A 14,541-nucleotide genomic window follows, 5' to 3' on the forward strand; every position below is an offset into this window, starting at 1 on the left:
ACTCCCAAATATTTAACGCGGAGCACACCGGTATGACCTTGTCGTAGCGAAGCGGAGATAAGGTCATCTATTTGACGCGAGTTATTAACTTTCAGACTCGGCCCCTCCGTCGGAAATATAGCGGACCAGAAGCTGACCTAAAGGCGAAATTTCTAGAGTTGGACCATTCTGCTTCAATGTCGCCAAACCAAGGCGCAGAAGTGTATTTTTGTAGCCGTCTTGAAGTGCTGAACGATCGGCTTCTTCTTGAGACACACCATAGCTTCTGGACGCCGGGTTAAGAATATCCGGGTACTGGTCCGCCAATTCCTTATGGTAGGGTGAGGCATACCCTTGGGACTCTGAAATATAAATTAGCCAGATCAACTCTGGATCGGTCAGCTCACGGTAGAGGTTCAGTAGCTTTCTACTTTCATTGTACCTTAGGGATTCGGACGAAAGAGATCTGCCCACAATCGCAGCCAGCCACTTTTGACGATCCTTAGAAACAGATCTGGCCGCCTGGAGCATCCCTTCTTCTAATATATCTAGCCCTTCGGGAGTTGCAGAATTACGCTCGATCCGGCTCAGCCTAGACTGAACCTGAGCAAAATCCTCTTCCAGAGTTTTCAAGAAGCTGATGACTCGATCCAATCGTTGGTCTGGAATGAGTTGTCCTATCGCTTCCGAAATTATAGGCCCGATCAGTGGGCATGCCCCTGAGACCCCTTTAGCGACAGACACCAATCGGTCACGGATGTTTGTGTCCAAGTCAGGCATCAAGGCTCCTATAAGTTAATAACATCTGCACAACGTAATTCCGGCAGTGGTTTAGCGTACCTTTCGCGATCCTACCACAGCCGGAAAATGGGTTTAGTGGAACTTCCCTGTGCTTATGTTTGAGGTTATACAGTGTGCCAAGTTTGGGTTTCCGCTTCAAACTCAGCAACCCCCACCGCAACAAGCGATTGCAGGCCCTCCTCCACAGACTTTCTGGGCTTCCGCTTGAACATTTCTGCCAGGCTGTCCGTGGTGTGCGACCGTTCGGCCAGAGCCTGTCGCAGCACTCGTAGCTGCTCGGGGATAGCTTTCGGGAAGGCAGTTTTGCCCTTGCCTGTAGCGGCTTCCGGTTTTGCTGCGGTTTCCTTGGGTGCGATGTCTACTTCCTGTTGGATAACATCTGGTGCCTGGTAATTTGGTCGAAGCCAACGGACAACCCCTTGAGCTTCTTCCTGGGCACGCTGTTTGTTGAGTGCCACCAACCGCATCAACAGTTCTTCCTCAGCCTCGGCCTGGTCGGCCGGTTTATCCGATAGGGGCGTTGTCGCGCCGGGCTGGCCAACTAGTTTTTCGGCCAAGTCTGGCCAGCCATAGGCCTCGAAAACAGCGCGATCCAGGTCGTCGTGAAGTTCCCGGAGGACGGAAAGCAGGCCTTGTTGATGGATAGTCTTGTCTTTAATGGTAAGTTCCTCGTCAGCCCTGAGCTTTTCAATAACGTTGTACATACCAGTTAGGGTTAGACGGGGGTGCTCAGATTGTTGACGCTCTCTATGATCTCCGATTTTTTCTGCAATATGGGAAATTTTCGATTCAGTTTCTGAATTTGAAATAAGAAACGGGAATGTCTCGAAGCAGCGAGTTTTGTTATAGCGGGGATCATTTCCGACTCCGAGCCGCCCCCCTGCGAAGAATGCCCATAATGAGTGTATTCTGGAACTTAAAACCCCGAAATGCTGAGCAGTGGGAAGGGAGAACATAACGGTTGTGCTATCACAAATTGTCTTGGAATCAACCCACATGAAGATTCTGTGTTTTGCGGTCAAAGAGGTGGCGATAGCTCTAAGGGTATTTTTTAATGATTTTCTAAAACCATCCCTTGTTCTGGCATATATCCACCATGCCTCCCTCAAGGAAGCTACGCTGTTTTGTTCTCGTTCGGGCTTTACTCGGTCTAATACCCATTGATAAATATCTGGATATTGCCCTTGTAGCTGACTCAGATTGAGCCCAAAAGCGTCTATAGCCCATAGCCTTCGAGGGCTTTGAGTAATATCTTTTCCGCTAAGCATTGGCTTGATCACCGACAAAGGCCGGGATTTTGATAATAGAATTTTTTGCGCTTCAGTTATTGTGAAACCTTTTCCTGTTAACTGATAACCAACACTCGATACATCTTCGTTGGCTTGGAGTATTTCAGTTTTTCCTGGGTCAACTCCAATACTTAGATTTGGCGTAATCAGTCCACGTTTGGAGTTCAGCACAACCCTATATTCGTTCTCTCCTGATTTTTCTTCCTTAACAACCCTTGCAACTTCTCCGTCACTACCATCAGATCCGACTCCAATTAGACTTACCCTCACTGCGGCCCCGTCTGAACTATCGACCCAAGGGTGATCAGGAATTACATACTTAATGGCTAGATTCGAGTATTTATAGAGATAGAATTCCACTACCTTTCTAGAAAAGGTCTGCCGTAGGCTGTTTGTGGTTATAAGACCAAAGCGTTCCGTGCTGCCATTTCCAACATATTCTGCAGAACGAGCCCACCAATACATAACATAGTCCGCATGCTCGGGAATATCAGAGTACACACCTCGCAAGGCTTGCAAATAACCATCACCTAAGGCGGACCTGATTCGCCGGGCACCAATGTAAGGAGGGTTGCCCACTATATACTCGGCTTCTGGCCATTCGGCCCTGCGAGGATTGTGATAGCGGTAGACAGTAGCTCGCCCTGATTCATCGGGGATCAACTCGCCCGTAATCGAGCTGACCTTCATGCTGATGCTATCCCAGATCGTCACCGGATCACCGTTGTCATCCAGCTCCGGTTCTCGGCTGTCGTATTCGATCAGGGCATCCCGGCATTCGATGTTTTTGAAGTCTCGGAGGATCGGCTCTGGGAGGTCCAGGCGATCGTTAAGACGGTAATGCCACTGCAGGTAGCCGATCCAAAGAACGAGTTCAGCAATCTGGGCGGCCCGGGGGTTGATCTCCAGCCCAAGGAATTGGTGAGGATCGACGGTTAGCCCTTCACTTTCCAGGACACCCTGGCCCTGTGTCAGCTCGGAGAGAAACCCGAGAACTTCACCTTCCAGTCGCTTCATGTGTTCCAGGGCCACATAAAGGAAGTTAGCGCTGCCGCAGCACCCGTAACATTCACTACTGGTGACATTGGCTTCAGGCCATGATTTATCTGCATTGTAGTCGATTCCCAAGTTGTCCATAGCTTACCACTCTATATGGTGACATTTTTCAATTTTTGTCACCACATAATCACAATCAATCAATGTGGTGTAACCCGATAATAAGTACTGCTTTGTCCATTTATTAAACTTTCCCACCCACACCTTTAAACTTCTCCACAAACGCGGCGATCTTTTGAAACACACTCTGTTTCTTGGTGAGGTATTGCGGATTTAACGGGCTCATCTTGGGCAGAATGGTATTAAGCTCAGTTCCTGCGTCGCTGGCGTACTCCCGTTTGAGCGAGGTGGTGATATAGCGTCGAGCTTCTTCAGCATTCAGGCTTTCTGCGTTGATCAGCTCCTCGGCTTCTCGTTGCTGCTCAACTTGGGCGAAGGAAAAGAATGCTTCAATCACGCTGGACTTTTCGCCAATCTGATCCAGGTCGGTTTGATTGATGAAATCCACTAACAGGCTTTCTTTCGCGCGGTTGCCGAGGCTGGCGCGGATCACCCTGCGCACTTCGTCAACCAAATCGGCTTTGCTTTTGATTTTCTTGTTATGCTCGAAAATCAGCTCAAGAATGTAATCTAAGTTGATTTCCTGGGATTTCAGCAAGTCTATCTCGAACACCACGTCATCCCAGTCGATGGTGGATTTTTCTTTTCCTTCTGCTGATTTTTGTCGGCGCTGCCAATCGCGAATATCGTTGTAGGTAGAGCGGTAATCCTGAATCTTTCGTTCGGCTGGCAGGCGTATGGCCTGTAACTCAGCCAGTTTTTCATCATCCAAATAATGTTCTGCTTTAAACGCTTCAACCGCTTCGGGGTCGGTCATGTCAAGGCTTTGCAGGGATTTCAGGCTGGCAAACTCATCATAGTTTTGCAGCACGTTCTCTACGCGCAGGTATTCGCCAAAGAGTTTGGCAAAGTCTTTTTTATCGGACTCTTTTTCAATGGCGGGCGGATCAGGAAAGCGTTGCTCTAGCTCGCTCACCACATCCATAAAGCCGCGTCTGGCTTCACCGGTCACCACATCGGTAAAGCCTTCCATGTATTCCTTGTAGCTCTTTTCTAGCACCACGTTTCTGGTGTTTTTATCGCCAAATAGGGTGATAGCATCCACGGTTGCCATTTCCAGATCTCGGAATGTGACAATATTACCGAAGGTTTTGGTGGCGTCATAAATGCGGTTGGTGCGCGAAAAGGCTTGCATCAAACCGTGATAACGCAGGTTTTTGTCCACAAACAGAGTATTGAGCGTAGGGGCATCAAAGCCGGTGAGGAACATTCCCACCACTATAAGCAAATCGATTTCCTTGGTTTTCACCCGCTTGGCCAAATCACGGTAGTAATTCTGGAAGCCGTTGCTATCGACACTAAAGTTGGTTTTAAAGAAGGCGTTGTAATCGCCTATCGCCGCGTTTAAAAACTCTTTGGCGCTGCTATTCATGGCTGAGACATCAAAGCTTTCGTCCAGAATATCACCCACCGCATCCTGCTCTTCATTGGCAGCAAATGAGAATATGGTGGCGATTTTCAGAGGCTTTTCCTTGTTTTTATATAAAGGGTCGGCCTGCAACTTATTCAGCGACTCATAATAGAGTTTAGCTGCATCCACACTGCTCACGGCGAACATAGCATTAAAGCCATTGGCGTTCGCCTGCAATCGGTGGGTCTTCTGGCGATAGTTGTTCAGAATGTACTGGGAAATTTCGCGAATGCGCTCTGGGTGCAATAGGGCCTCTTTGTTTTCGGCGGCAGATAGTTTTTCCTCATCCTGTTCAGTTTCAATAGCCTTAAATTTGTGGCGCACATCGTTATAGTCCACCTTGAACTTGAGCACTTTCTCATCGCGTATCGCGTCGGTAATCACATATGCATGCAATTCACGGCCAAATACGCTGGCGGTGGTTTCCGCACCTAAAGCGTTTAGCGGGAAGATGGGCGTGCCGGTAAAGCCAAACTGATAGAACCGTTTGAATTTCTTGTTCAGGTTTTTCTGAGCTTCACCAAACTGGCTGCGGTGGCATTCATCAAAAATAAACACCACCTGCTTGTTGTAGATGGGCAGATCGCCTTCGTTTTTCATCAGGTTGTTGAGCTTCTGAATGGTGGTGACTATGATCTTATTATCATCTTTATCCAGATTGCGCTTTAAACCTGCGGTACTGTCTGAGCCGTTCACACTGTCGGGTGAAAAGCGCTGATATTCTTTCATAGTCTGGTAGTCAAGGTCTTTTCGGTCGACCACAAAAAACACCTTGTCGACAAACGCCAGTTCTGTAGCCAAACGCGCGGCTTTAAAGCTGGTTAAGGTTTTACCAGAGCCGGTGGTATGCCAGATAAAACCGCCACTTTCCGTGTTGCTCCAGTTTTTTGCCTCATAAGTGCTTTTCACCTTCCACAAAATACGCTCGGTGGCAGCAATCTGGTAGGGGCGCATAACAAGTAATGTGCCGCTCACATCAAACACCGAATAATGCAGCAACACATTGAGCAGGGTGTTTTTCTGGAAGAAGGTGGCGGTAAAGTCTTTTAGGTCCTTAATCAGACTGTTGTCTGCCTTCGCCCAGTGCATGCTGAAGTCGAAGCTGTTTTTGTTGCGCTGGGTGGTATTAGCAAAATAGCGGCTATCGGTGCCGTTAGAGATGACAAACAACTGCAAGTACTTATACAGCGAATCCTCGCTGTTAAAGCTTTCTTTGCTGTAACGATGCACCTGGTTAAAGGCTTCACGAATGGCTACGCCACGCTTTTTCAGCTCGATTTGTACCAGCGGTAAGCCGTTCACCAGAATAGTCACATCATAACGATTGGCATGGCTGCCGGTTTGTTCAAACTGTTTGATCACCTGCACTTTGTTGCGGGTGATGTTGTTTTTATCAAGCAGATAGATGTTTTGAATGCGGCCATCGTCAAACACAAAGTCGTGAATATAGTCATCGTGGATCTTGCGGGTTTTATCCAGGATGGTGTCGCTAGGTTTGTCCAGATAAGTCTCCACAAAACGTCGCCACTCACCCTCGGAAAATTGCACATTATTCAGGGTTTGCAATTGCTCACGCACATTGGCCAGCATGGTTTGCGGGTTATTCAGGGCAGGCAGGTACTCATAGCCCTGATTTTGCAAATCCTGAATCAACTCGCGCTCTAACGCACCTTCGCTCTGGTAACTCTCGGCCACTTTCCATTCTTTGTTGTATTTATCAAGAACGATAAAATTGTTCGATTCGGCGATGGTTTTGTAGTTGGTCATTGTGCTTCCTGATTCCTGAAATCATAGGTTTCAATCAAATATTTTACTAAAACATCCAGTTTCTCTTTGTCTTTATCTTCAATATCTGCGACTTCTTCGCCTGCATGGGCAGAGTGGCTGGATAGATTAAGAATTCGTTTGGCAAATGGATCGGGTTTACCTTCTGCTGTTTTCGGCAATAGCGCAGGCCAGTAGTTGTAACCCAAAAATGTTGCCATCTTCTCCAAGATATTCCGGATAAAGTTGAAGTGATACTTTCTGATTTGACCGTTCTCTATAGCCACCTGAAGCTCAGATAAGAGAAAAAGGTGATACGAAAACGGTGAGTCTGTTGGTTGCTCTATCATCTGAAATAGGCCGTCAGCCTTCTTTTCTAACCGGTATTTCTTAAATTCTTTATTAGGGTTGTATGTTAGTTTGTATGTTTCATCAGGTTGCTTTTCATGGGCCTTGTTGCTTAGCTCATTACATAGCACGTTATAAAATAGTGGACTGTGTGTAGTAATAAAAAACTTAAGATCAGATTTACTTGACTTAACCAATCCAGCCAGGTCGACCGCCAACTCGATTAGGTGGCTATCATCAAGCGAACTTACTGGGTCATCAATAAACACGTATTCCAGTTTATCGAACTGATTATCATCACGTTTAGACGGATCTGGCTCATCCAGAATCGAAGTAACCTCTTCCAGTAACGTGTAGAAAACACTCCAGACGAAGTTACTTTCCTCGCCCTTAGATATTTTAATGCTACCAGTTCGCTCCGTTCCTCGATCGTAGGAGAACACTACTTCTGGAAAGGTTTTGGTTACAACCCGCTTTCCACCTTCATGTATTGACTTGTCTTTCTCAATGAAAGTTGGTGTCAGCTTGTCATCCGTATAGCGTTGAAAGTTTTCAATAATATTTCTATCCTGCCCTCGGTCTCTTAAAATCCAATCCGTAAACGAATTCGGCTGAATTTTAAGTTTCGGTTCGGCATCACCTTCCAAATCGTTATCCCAATAGAACAAGTCTTCGGTAAAGGCATTGTAGTAGAGTATTTTGTTGCGTGAAAGCTCAGCTTCTTCACCTTCCTTAGGAGCGACCACCTGCTTAAATTCACGAGACAAGCGCGTTTTTCCCGAGCCATTAAATGCATAAATAAGTTGCATTTTAGGTATAGGCTTAGCGTTCTTTACTTGAGTATTATTTCTCTTTTTTTTCTTTCCCGATAATTTGACCATCATTAAATCGGTTTCGGGTGTACTTAATTTTTTGGCTATTTCAGTTAATGTATTACTCATATCGGGCGGCGACCTTGGCATCTAGCTTTGGGAAGCTCAACAGAAAATCGCGGTAATACTCATATTGCTGTTGGCGCAATGCAATTTCACGGGGTAAGCCTTCGGTGATTGAGCTGGTTAAAGTATCGAATTTATCTAAGGTGGCGACTATACGGGCTTGAACACCTGGAGATGGGACAGGAAATTTTTTATCCTTTACCATCGGTTTGGTAAGTTGAGGAATGCCATTTTGGGGTACGTTATAAGCATCCTCTATAGTTTTCATAAAGTAGTAAGCATACTTCAAATTCAAGTCAATCTTTGGCGATAAAACTAGTAAACGCACTATAGGGAAAAATGGTTTATCTCTAAAGCTTGTCCAGCCTATCGTGCCTCGCGCAGATATTGTTAGACTTGGTTTTTCTATTTTTGCTTTATTAGTCCAACCATACAAAGACCTGTCTCCTATTCCATTAGATAAAATTGGCACATTGAACTCTTCTGTCTCTATATTTGACAATGCTCCTTTAGGCGCGTCGCCACCTGCAAAAATATCAAACACATCATCCAACTCCTTCCACTCCACTTCCCCTTCTCCAAAACTCAACAACTGGTCGCGATAGTAGTTGTATTGTTTTTTGCGGGCGGTCAGCTCGGCGGTCAGCTCGGCGGTCAGCTCGGTGAAGGTGTCCAAAATGCGGACGATTTCGGCTTGGATTTCTAGCGATCTTTTTGGGTTTTCTGGGCATGGGATGGAGATGGGAATTTCAACCATTTTCCCTTTAGTTAGCTTTGCTCGCCCTCCACCCGTTAAAAATGAGATGAAATTAACAATACAAAGATAGTGATATAAAAATCTTGTGTTCAGTCCAGACTTTCCACGAATAACATGAACATGATTATTCGCCCAAAATTTCCCGCTGACATATTGAATAGAGTAATTTTCTAGACTTGCTGAGCCGTCCTCAGCAATAAGAACATATTCGCCATCGTGAGTATGGCCATCGACATAATCCTGAATATTATTCGCACCGTAGTATGGTGTTTTTCCAGCTACACGTAGGGACGCTTTTACAGGCTTCCGTCCACTATTCGCCACCTCAACAAAGTCGTCATCCCCCAGCGCCTTCCATTCCACCTCAACGCCATCCAGCAGCTTTTTCATAGTGCTCAGCTTGCTCATGCCTTAACCTCTTCGCTTTCAATTTCGGCCACAATCCCATCAATATCCTTACGCAGTTGATCGATCTTGGTGACGGTGATTTTTAACTCGGCATTGAGCGTTGTAATGTCGGTCACTTCGCGATTGTCTTTGGCTTCCACATAGCTGCTCACCGACAGGTTGTAGTCGTTGGCAGCTATGGTTTCAAAAGGTATGGACTGGGCAAGGTGTTCGGCATTCGCTTTGCTATCGAACACCTGCATGATCTGTTCAATGTGTGCATCGGTCAGGGTGTTGGTATTGGTGTCTTTTTTAAATAAACCACTGGCATCAATAAACTGGGTTGTGGTATCGATTTTATGTTTGGAGAGCACCAGAATAGTCACCGCAATGGTGGTGCCAAAAAACAGATTGGGCGCAAGTGAAATCACCGTTTCCACATAGTTGTTATCCACCAGATACTGGCGAATTTTCTGCTCGGCACCGCCACGGTAAAAAATACCGGGGAAGCAGACAATGGCAGCGCGGCCTTTGCTGGAAAGGTAACTGAGTGCATGCAGCACAAAAGCAAAGTCGGCTTTGGATTTGGGCGCAAGCACACCGGCGGGGGCAAAGCGATCATCGTTAATCAGGGTTGGATCATCACTGCCTATCCACTTCACCGAATACGGCGGATTGGAGACGATTGCATATTCCGGCGAACGTGAACACTCATTCCGGTTGAACGTGAACACCTTTTTTCTTAACGCATTACCCACCGAGGTTTTTACCCCGGGTGTTCACGTTCAGTCAATATCCTGAAGTCTTTTTCTCATTGATTCTCCGTTCAGAGCCCAGCGATGGGCGTTGTGCATCAGCCGGTCCAGGATGGCGTCGGCCAGGGTGTTGTCACCAATGGCGGCATACCACTGATCGATGGGCAGTTGGCTGATGATCATCGTCGAGTGAGTGCCGTGCCGGTCATCCATGATCTCCATCAGGTCGTTTCGGTGCGCCGGGCTCAGGGCTTCCAGTCCCCAGTCGTCCAGAATAAGCAGATTTACTTTGGCCAGCTGGTTGAGGGTTTTCTGGTAGGTGCCATCCGCTTTGGCTTGTGTCAGTTCCAGTAATAACCGGGAGATCCGGTAGTACCGGGCACTGAGACCGTTCAGACAAGCCTGATGGCCTATGGCACAGCCCAGGTACGTCTTGCCGCTGCCACAGGGGCCGGTGATCAGCAGGTTTTGTCCTCGCTCCAGCCAATCGGTCTGGGCCAGCTGAGCCACTTGGGCTTTTTTGAGATTGCGCGGGTGCTGGTAGTCGATGTCCTGAACCGAGGCCCGGAGCTTGAAGCGGGCCTGGCGAACCAGGCGATCCTGTTTCCGGTGTTCCCGGGTCTGGAACTCCCGGTCGAGTAACAACTCCAGACGTTCGGTGAACGACAGCTCGTCATAGGTGCCCGGCTGGTTTTGTTGATGCTCCAGGGCGGCGGCCATGCCGCCCAGTTTCAGGTCTCTCAGTCGTGTCAGGGTCTTGAGGATGCTCATGGTGGTGTCTCCTAGTGGAAGCTCTTCGGGCCACGGATGTTCTCGTGGTATTGGGGCAGGTCTGCGTGCAAGGACAGTTGTTCCGGCAGTGTGTCGCGGTTGCTTTGGAGAATGGCCTTGATGTGTTTCAGCCGGTTCAGGCCCTCCCGATTAGCGATACGGCAACTGGCATTCAGTCGGGGGCCGGGGTAGGCCTTGCTCAGGTTAAGTAACCCGAGACAGACCCGGTAGGCCTGTTCCGGATGTTCCCGCTCATCCAGCCGGCCAGTGACCCAGATTAGGGTGTCTGCCCCAATGTCCCGGGCCCAGTTCTTGAGACGACCCGGCGTCCACTGTTGTTGCTTTCGGTGGCGGGTGGGCATGTGCCCTGACTCGGTGGTGATGCCGAACGAATGACTGTGTGGGTGGCTTGCGATCTGTCGCTGCCGGAAGTAGATCTGCACCAGGCGCTCACTGGCATGGATGTCCACCTGCTCTCCCACATACTGGTGTGGCACCGAGTAATGATGCTGATGGAACTCGATGTGGTAATCGATATTGACCCGACAACGTCGGATCTCGACGTACTCATAGGGGTGTTTGGGCAATGCCCTCAGGACTGGCTGATCCAGCTTCTCGAAGGCTTCCTGCCGGTTGCCCGGCAGTCGTTTGAACGGCCGGCTGTTCAGGTCATCCAGCAGAGTCCGGATGCACTGATTCAGGTCGGCCAAAGTGAAGAAGGTGTAGTGGCGTAACCGGGCCAGGATCCAGCGTTCAACGATCTGTACACCCACCTCCGCCTTGGATTTGTCCTTGTTATGGACTCGAGTCCATAACAAGGATTATGTCCTGCCGAAAATTATGTGCGGTCCAGCTTCACAGCTCGCATTCTGATTGACGTTGCGGGTCGAGAACGCTACATAATTTTTGTTCATAATGTCCTCAGGAACTCTATTAGGTCGGGCTGATCTCGCCAACGTGTTCTAGCGACTACCCCCTCAGAAACGGAGCAGGCTGCTAACGCCCGAGCCTTGGTTTCCAGATCGATTTCGGCATAGATGTTGGTGGTGGTCAGGGAGACATGTCCCAACCAGGCCCTAATCGTGTTGATGTCGACGCCTGCCTGCAATAGATGGCAGGCGGTGCTATGCCGAATGACATGAGGGCTTACCGGTTTATTCAGTAGCGAAGGCGCACGAGCACAGGCACGGGCAGCGCAACGTTTGACCAGCGTGTGGATCCCTGAACGGGTCATCGGCTGATGACATCGATTGAGAAAGACCGGCTGAGTTGCTTCTCGCCCATCAACCAGCACGTGCAATCGTTCGAGTGTGGAAGTCCAGAGTGGACAACGCCGCTGTTTGTTTCCCTTGCCGACAACCCTGACGCACTGGGCATGCCAATCAATATCCCCAATCTTCAGTTGCACTGCCTCACTGACCCGTGCCCCGGAGTTGTAAAGGAACAATAGCAAGGCCTGCTCGCGCCGCCCTTGCTCGGTATGATCATCGGGTGCCGCCAACAACGCATCCATCTCCGGTTTATCCAGATATATAATCGCCGGTTGGCTGGTCTTCTTGAACGGAATCAGGCGAATCTGAGCACACCAACCGATATGCTCTGGGCTGTGCTCAGCAATGAATCGCGCCAGGGCATGAATGCCCCCGAGGCGCTGATTGCGGGTGCTTATTGTGCAGTTGCGTTGTTGTTCCATATGGGACAGGAATAGACGGACGGCCTGCGGGGAGAAATCATCAACCGTTAAACGGTCGATCGCTTTATTAGCTTTTCCAGCCAAATAGGGAAGCAACTGCATAAGCATGTCGCGGTAGCTTTTTTGGGTATTCAAGGCGAGATTGCGCTCGGCCACCAGGTGTTCGAGCAGGAAACGTCGGATCCAGGGACCCAGAAAAATTGAATTAGTCATGATGCTCCCCCTTGGAGTAACGCTCAAAGCGCATGCTTGCTTCGCGCAATAATTCTGGGGTCATCGTGAGGTAGCGTTGCGTAGCGGAGAGATCGATATGACCGAGGTAAGTGGCAAGCTGCGGTAGCAAGCGTTGTAGATCGGCCCCGCTACGATACCAAAACACCAATCGATGGACGGCGCCAGTGTGCCTCAAATCATGTAATCGTGGCTGGTAGCGGGCGCTGTCATTGCGCTGAACGCCCGCTTGGGAGCGCAGTCGTCGAAAAGCGCTCCGCACCGCGGACTGACTCAATGTGTGGCCATCCCGGAAACAGAAGAAGGGTGCAGTAGCTTCCTTGCAATGAGTGGCATTGCGTCGCAGTGCGTACTGCTTCAATACCAGATTCAGGTCCTGCCCTAGCGGCACCAGCCTCGTCTTGTAGAATTTAGTTTTCTGAATACACAGGATGGCCTGATCAAGATCGACATCGTTCATTGTCAGACGCAGCGCTTCGCCAAGGCGAAGGCAGGCGCCATATAAAAGCAGGATCAAGGTGCGAAAGACATACGCGTCCATCGGGACCTGCCGACCACAGGCCCCCGGCGTGGCGTCCAGCAAGCGCTTGAGTTCGGCCGGCGAATAGATGTAAGGGACTAAAGGAGGGGGAAGCTTAGGGCGGCGGCAAGGTAGCGGAGAAGCGTCGACATAACCGCGCGGCAGCGCGAAGCGATATAAGCCGGAAAGAGCCGTATACTTACGCTGCCAAAAACTGGAAAGCGGCGTATCACCGTCCAAAAAGGTCCGTATCTGATTGGCCGTAACAGAGATCAGCGGTACATCTCCCGCGCGACGGCAGAATGATCGAAGGATGTTGGCGTCGGTATAGAAGCGCATGCCAAGTGCGCGTTTATAAGCCACATATTCGTCCACGACATCGTAGAGTCTCATAGCAATCCCTCCAAATTGAGTTCCGCTACCTGCCGAAGCCCATCAAGATCAACCTTGGCGTACACCCGTGTAGATGAAGCGCTTCGATGGCCGAGCTGATCGCCGATTTGCTTCAGAGAGAAGCTGGCTGCCAACAGGTGCCGAGCACAGGCATGCCTCAAGCAATGCGCACCGCGCCGCGGAACATGAATACCGAGGGCATCGAGACGTGAATGGACGATAGGGGTTATGCATTTGGGCATGAGGGGACGAATAGGTGCATTGAGCGCCATAAACAACTGGCGAGAGGAGCATCGGGGTCGAGCCTCCTTCAGGTAACGCAGAATCGCATCACCCACTTCCGGATCCAAAGGGTATTGTTGGGTGCAGCGTTGTTTTGGCCTCGTTATGTGGAGGATCTCGCCTACCCAGTCCACATCCCCCAGGCGAAGCCGCGTCACTTCACCGCTGCGCAATCCATAGACGGCCAGCAACAGGACGATGGCGCGATCACGGATATCCACTGCGTTATTGCTGGAGAAACTGGTAATGAGTTGTTGTACTTGCTCCCAAGTGGGTCCGAGGGGTAAGTCTTCCTGTGCATATATTCGTGGAGCATCTACGGACGCCGCGATTCCGCTGCTCCACCCTTGCGCTTCTGAATAGCGGAAAAAACTGCGCAATGCATCTGCCAGGGTGTGTAGCGACGTCCTGCTCCAACCATGGCTGCCCTGATAAGAAAGATAAGCGTCGACATCGTTAATGGTTATCGCGGCCAGCGAAATGTCGGGGCCGCAGATAGTCGAGAGAAAGTGGGTGACTTGTTCACTGCGGAACGTAATGGTCGCGGGCGATAGCCCACGCTCATCGCGCATGAACTTGACGAACGTGTCGATCTGCTCTGCAAAGCGTTTCGGTTGGTTTTGGGGCTCCTCCAAGCGGCCCAGGAAGCGTAACCATGCTGTCGCGACATGGATAAACATCAGTCGCGAGCTTCTTGAGTCTGTGGCGTGCTCCGGTCGTCGGGCATAACGGATACGATGCTCTACCGCATATACGATTTCCTGCCGTGTTATTCGATCCGGTCTGCTCAGGTCAATGCTTTGCGAAAAGACCAACAGTACCCAGGCGATTTTCTGCAATGACGAACGAGGATAGCCTTGATTTGAGCAATGCTCGAGAAAGCGTATTCTGGATTCTGCATGGGGGCCGGTACGGTGGCGAATCAGCGCACTTGGGCGGATGAACAGAGTGTTGAACATGGTGTGTCCTCCTTTGCGGATGTAGACATACCAGTATCAAGTTGATTACTTATGTTGCGTAGTCGCAACCCTTACCCTTGCGTCGCG

The 14,541-nt window shown here is 49.6% G+C and carries 10 protein-coding genes and 1 pseudogene; all 11 read right to left on the reverse strand.

Annotation, left to right across the window (positions count from 1 at the left end; translation table 11 throughout):
- Window positions 1–84: 84 nt before the first annotated feature.
- The gene (locus tag MELB17_RS05180) at window positions 85–759 is read right to left on the reverse strand and encodes a hypothetical protein (RefSeq protein WP_007349090.1); all 675 of its coding nucleotides are present in this window, start codon (window positions 757–759) and stop codon (window positions 85–87) included.
- Between the two features lie 125 nt (window positions 760–884).
- Entirely contained in the window at window positions 885–3,206 is a 2,322-nt protein-coding gene (locus tag MELB17_RS05185; protein ID WP_007349091.1) for a class I SAM-dependent DNA methyltransferase, read from the reverse strand.
- A 103-nt stretch (window positions 3,207–3,309) separates the two neighbouring features.
- On the reverse strand, window positions 3,310–6,423 hold the full coding sequence (locus MELB17_RS05190) for a type I restriction endonuclease subunit R (RefSeq protein WP_007349092.1): 3,114 nt from the start codon (window positions 6,421–6,423) through the stop codon (window positions 3,310–3,312).
- Window positions 6,420–7,709, reverse strand: a complete 1,290-nt coding sequence (locus MELB17_RS05195) for an AAA family ATPase (protein WP_157133246.1) — start codon at window positions 7,707–7,709, stop codon at window positions 6,420–6,422. The genes MELB17_RS05190 and MELB17_RS05195 overlap by 4 nt, the downstream gene beginning before the upstream one ends.
- The gene (locus MELB17_RS05200; protein ID WP_007349094.1) at window positions 7,702–8,871 is read right to left on the reverse strand and encodes a restriction endonuclease subunit S; all 1,170 of its coding nucleotides are present in this window, start codon (window positions 8,869–8,871) and stop codon (window positions 7,702–7,704) included. The genes MELB17_RS05195 and MELB17_RS05200 overlap by 8 nt, the downstream gene beginning before the upstream one ends.
- Entirely contained in the window at window positions 8,868–9,584 is a 717-nt protein-coding gene (locus MELB17_RS05205) for a type I restriction-modification system subunit M (protein ID WP_085988695.1), read from the reverse strand. The genes MELB17_RS05200 and MELB17_RS05205 overlap by 4 nt, the downstream gene beginning before the upstream one ends.
- 51 nt (window positions 9,585–9,635) lie before the next feature.
- The gene (istB, locus tag MELB17_RS05210) at window positions 9,636–10,376 is read right to left on the reverse strand and encodes an IS21-like element helper ATPase IstB (protein WP_007349096.1); all 741 of its coding nucleotides are present in this window, start codon (window positions 10,374–10,376) and stop codon (window positions 9,636–9,638) included.
- Window positions 10,377–10,387: 11 nt separating this feature from the next.
- Window positions 10,388–11,170: pseudogene (locus tag MELB17_RS05215) on the reverse strand (Mu transposase domain-containing protein); the annotation flags it as partial.
- Between the two features lie 116 nt (window positions 11,171–11,286).
- Window positions 11,287–12,282 (reverse strand): tyrosine-type recombinase/integrase, encoded by a 996-nt coding sequence (locus MELB17_RS05220; protein ID WP_007349098.1) that lies wholly within the window; start codon window positions 12,280–12,282, stop codon window positions 11,287–11,289.
- Window positions 12,275–13,213: a tyrosine-type recombinase/integrase gene (locus MELB17_RS05225; RefSeq protein WP_007349099.1), complete on the reverse strand. Its 939-nt coding sequence runs from the start codon at window positions 13,211–13,213 to the stop codon at window positions 12,275–12,277. Before MELB17_RS05225 ends, MELB17_RS05220 begins: the two co-directional genes overlap by 8 nt.
- On the reverse strand, window positions 13,210–14,454 hold the full coding sequence (locus MELB17_RS05230) for a tyrosine-type recombinase/integrase (protein ID WP_036183635.1): 1,245 nt from the start codon (window positions 14,452–14,454) through the stop codon (window positions 13,210–13,212). The genes MELB17_RS05225 and MELB17_RS05230 overlap by 4 nt, the downstream gene beginning before the upstream one ends.
- Window positions 14,455–14,541 lie beyond the last annotated feature (87 nt).

Source organism: Marinobacter sp. ELB17, from assembly GCF_000169375.1.
GTDB lineage: Bacteria > Pseudomonadota > Gammaproteobacteria > Pseudomonadales > Oleiphilaceae > Marinobacter.

Bases quoted from the DNA above. Each gene is read 5' to 3' on its own strand.
- MELB17_RS05180 (WP_007349090.1), bottom strand. From the start codon at position 759: ATGCCTGACTTGGACACAAACATCCGTGACCGATTGGTGTCTGTCGCT.
- MELB17_RS05185 (WP_007349091.1), bottom strand. From the start codon at position 3,206: ATGGACAACTTGGGAATCGACTACAATGCAGATAAATCATGGCCTGAA.
- MELB17_RS05190 (WP_007349092.1), bottom strand. From the start codon at position 6,423: ATGACCAACTACAAAACCATCGCCGAATCGAACAATTTTATCGTTCTT.
- MELB17_RS05195 (WP_157133246.1), bottom strand. From the start codon at position 7,709: ATGAGTAATACATTAACTGAAATAGCCAAAAAATTAAGTACACCCGAA.
- MELB17_RS05200 (WP_007349094.1), bottom strand. From the start codon at position 8,871: ATGAGCAAGCTGAGCACTATGAAAAAGCTGCTGGATGGCGTTGAGGTG.
- istB (WP_007349096.1), bottom strand. From the start codon at position 10,376: ATGAGCATCCTCAAGACCCTGACACGACTGAGAGACCTGAAACTGGGC.
- MELB17_RS05220 (WP_007349098.1), bottom strand. From the start codon at position 12,282: ATGACTAATTCAATTTTTCTGGGTCCCTGGATCCGACGTTTCCTGCTC.
- MELB17_RS05225 (WP_007349099.1), bottom strand. From the start codon at position 13,213: ATGAGACTCTACGATGTCGTGGACGAATATGTGGCTTATAAACGCGCA.
- MELB17_RS05230 (WP_036183635.1), bottom strand. From the start codon at position 14,454: ATGTTCAACACTCTGTTCATCCGCCCAAGTGCGCTGATTCGCCACCGT.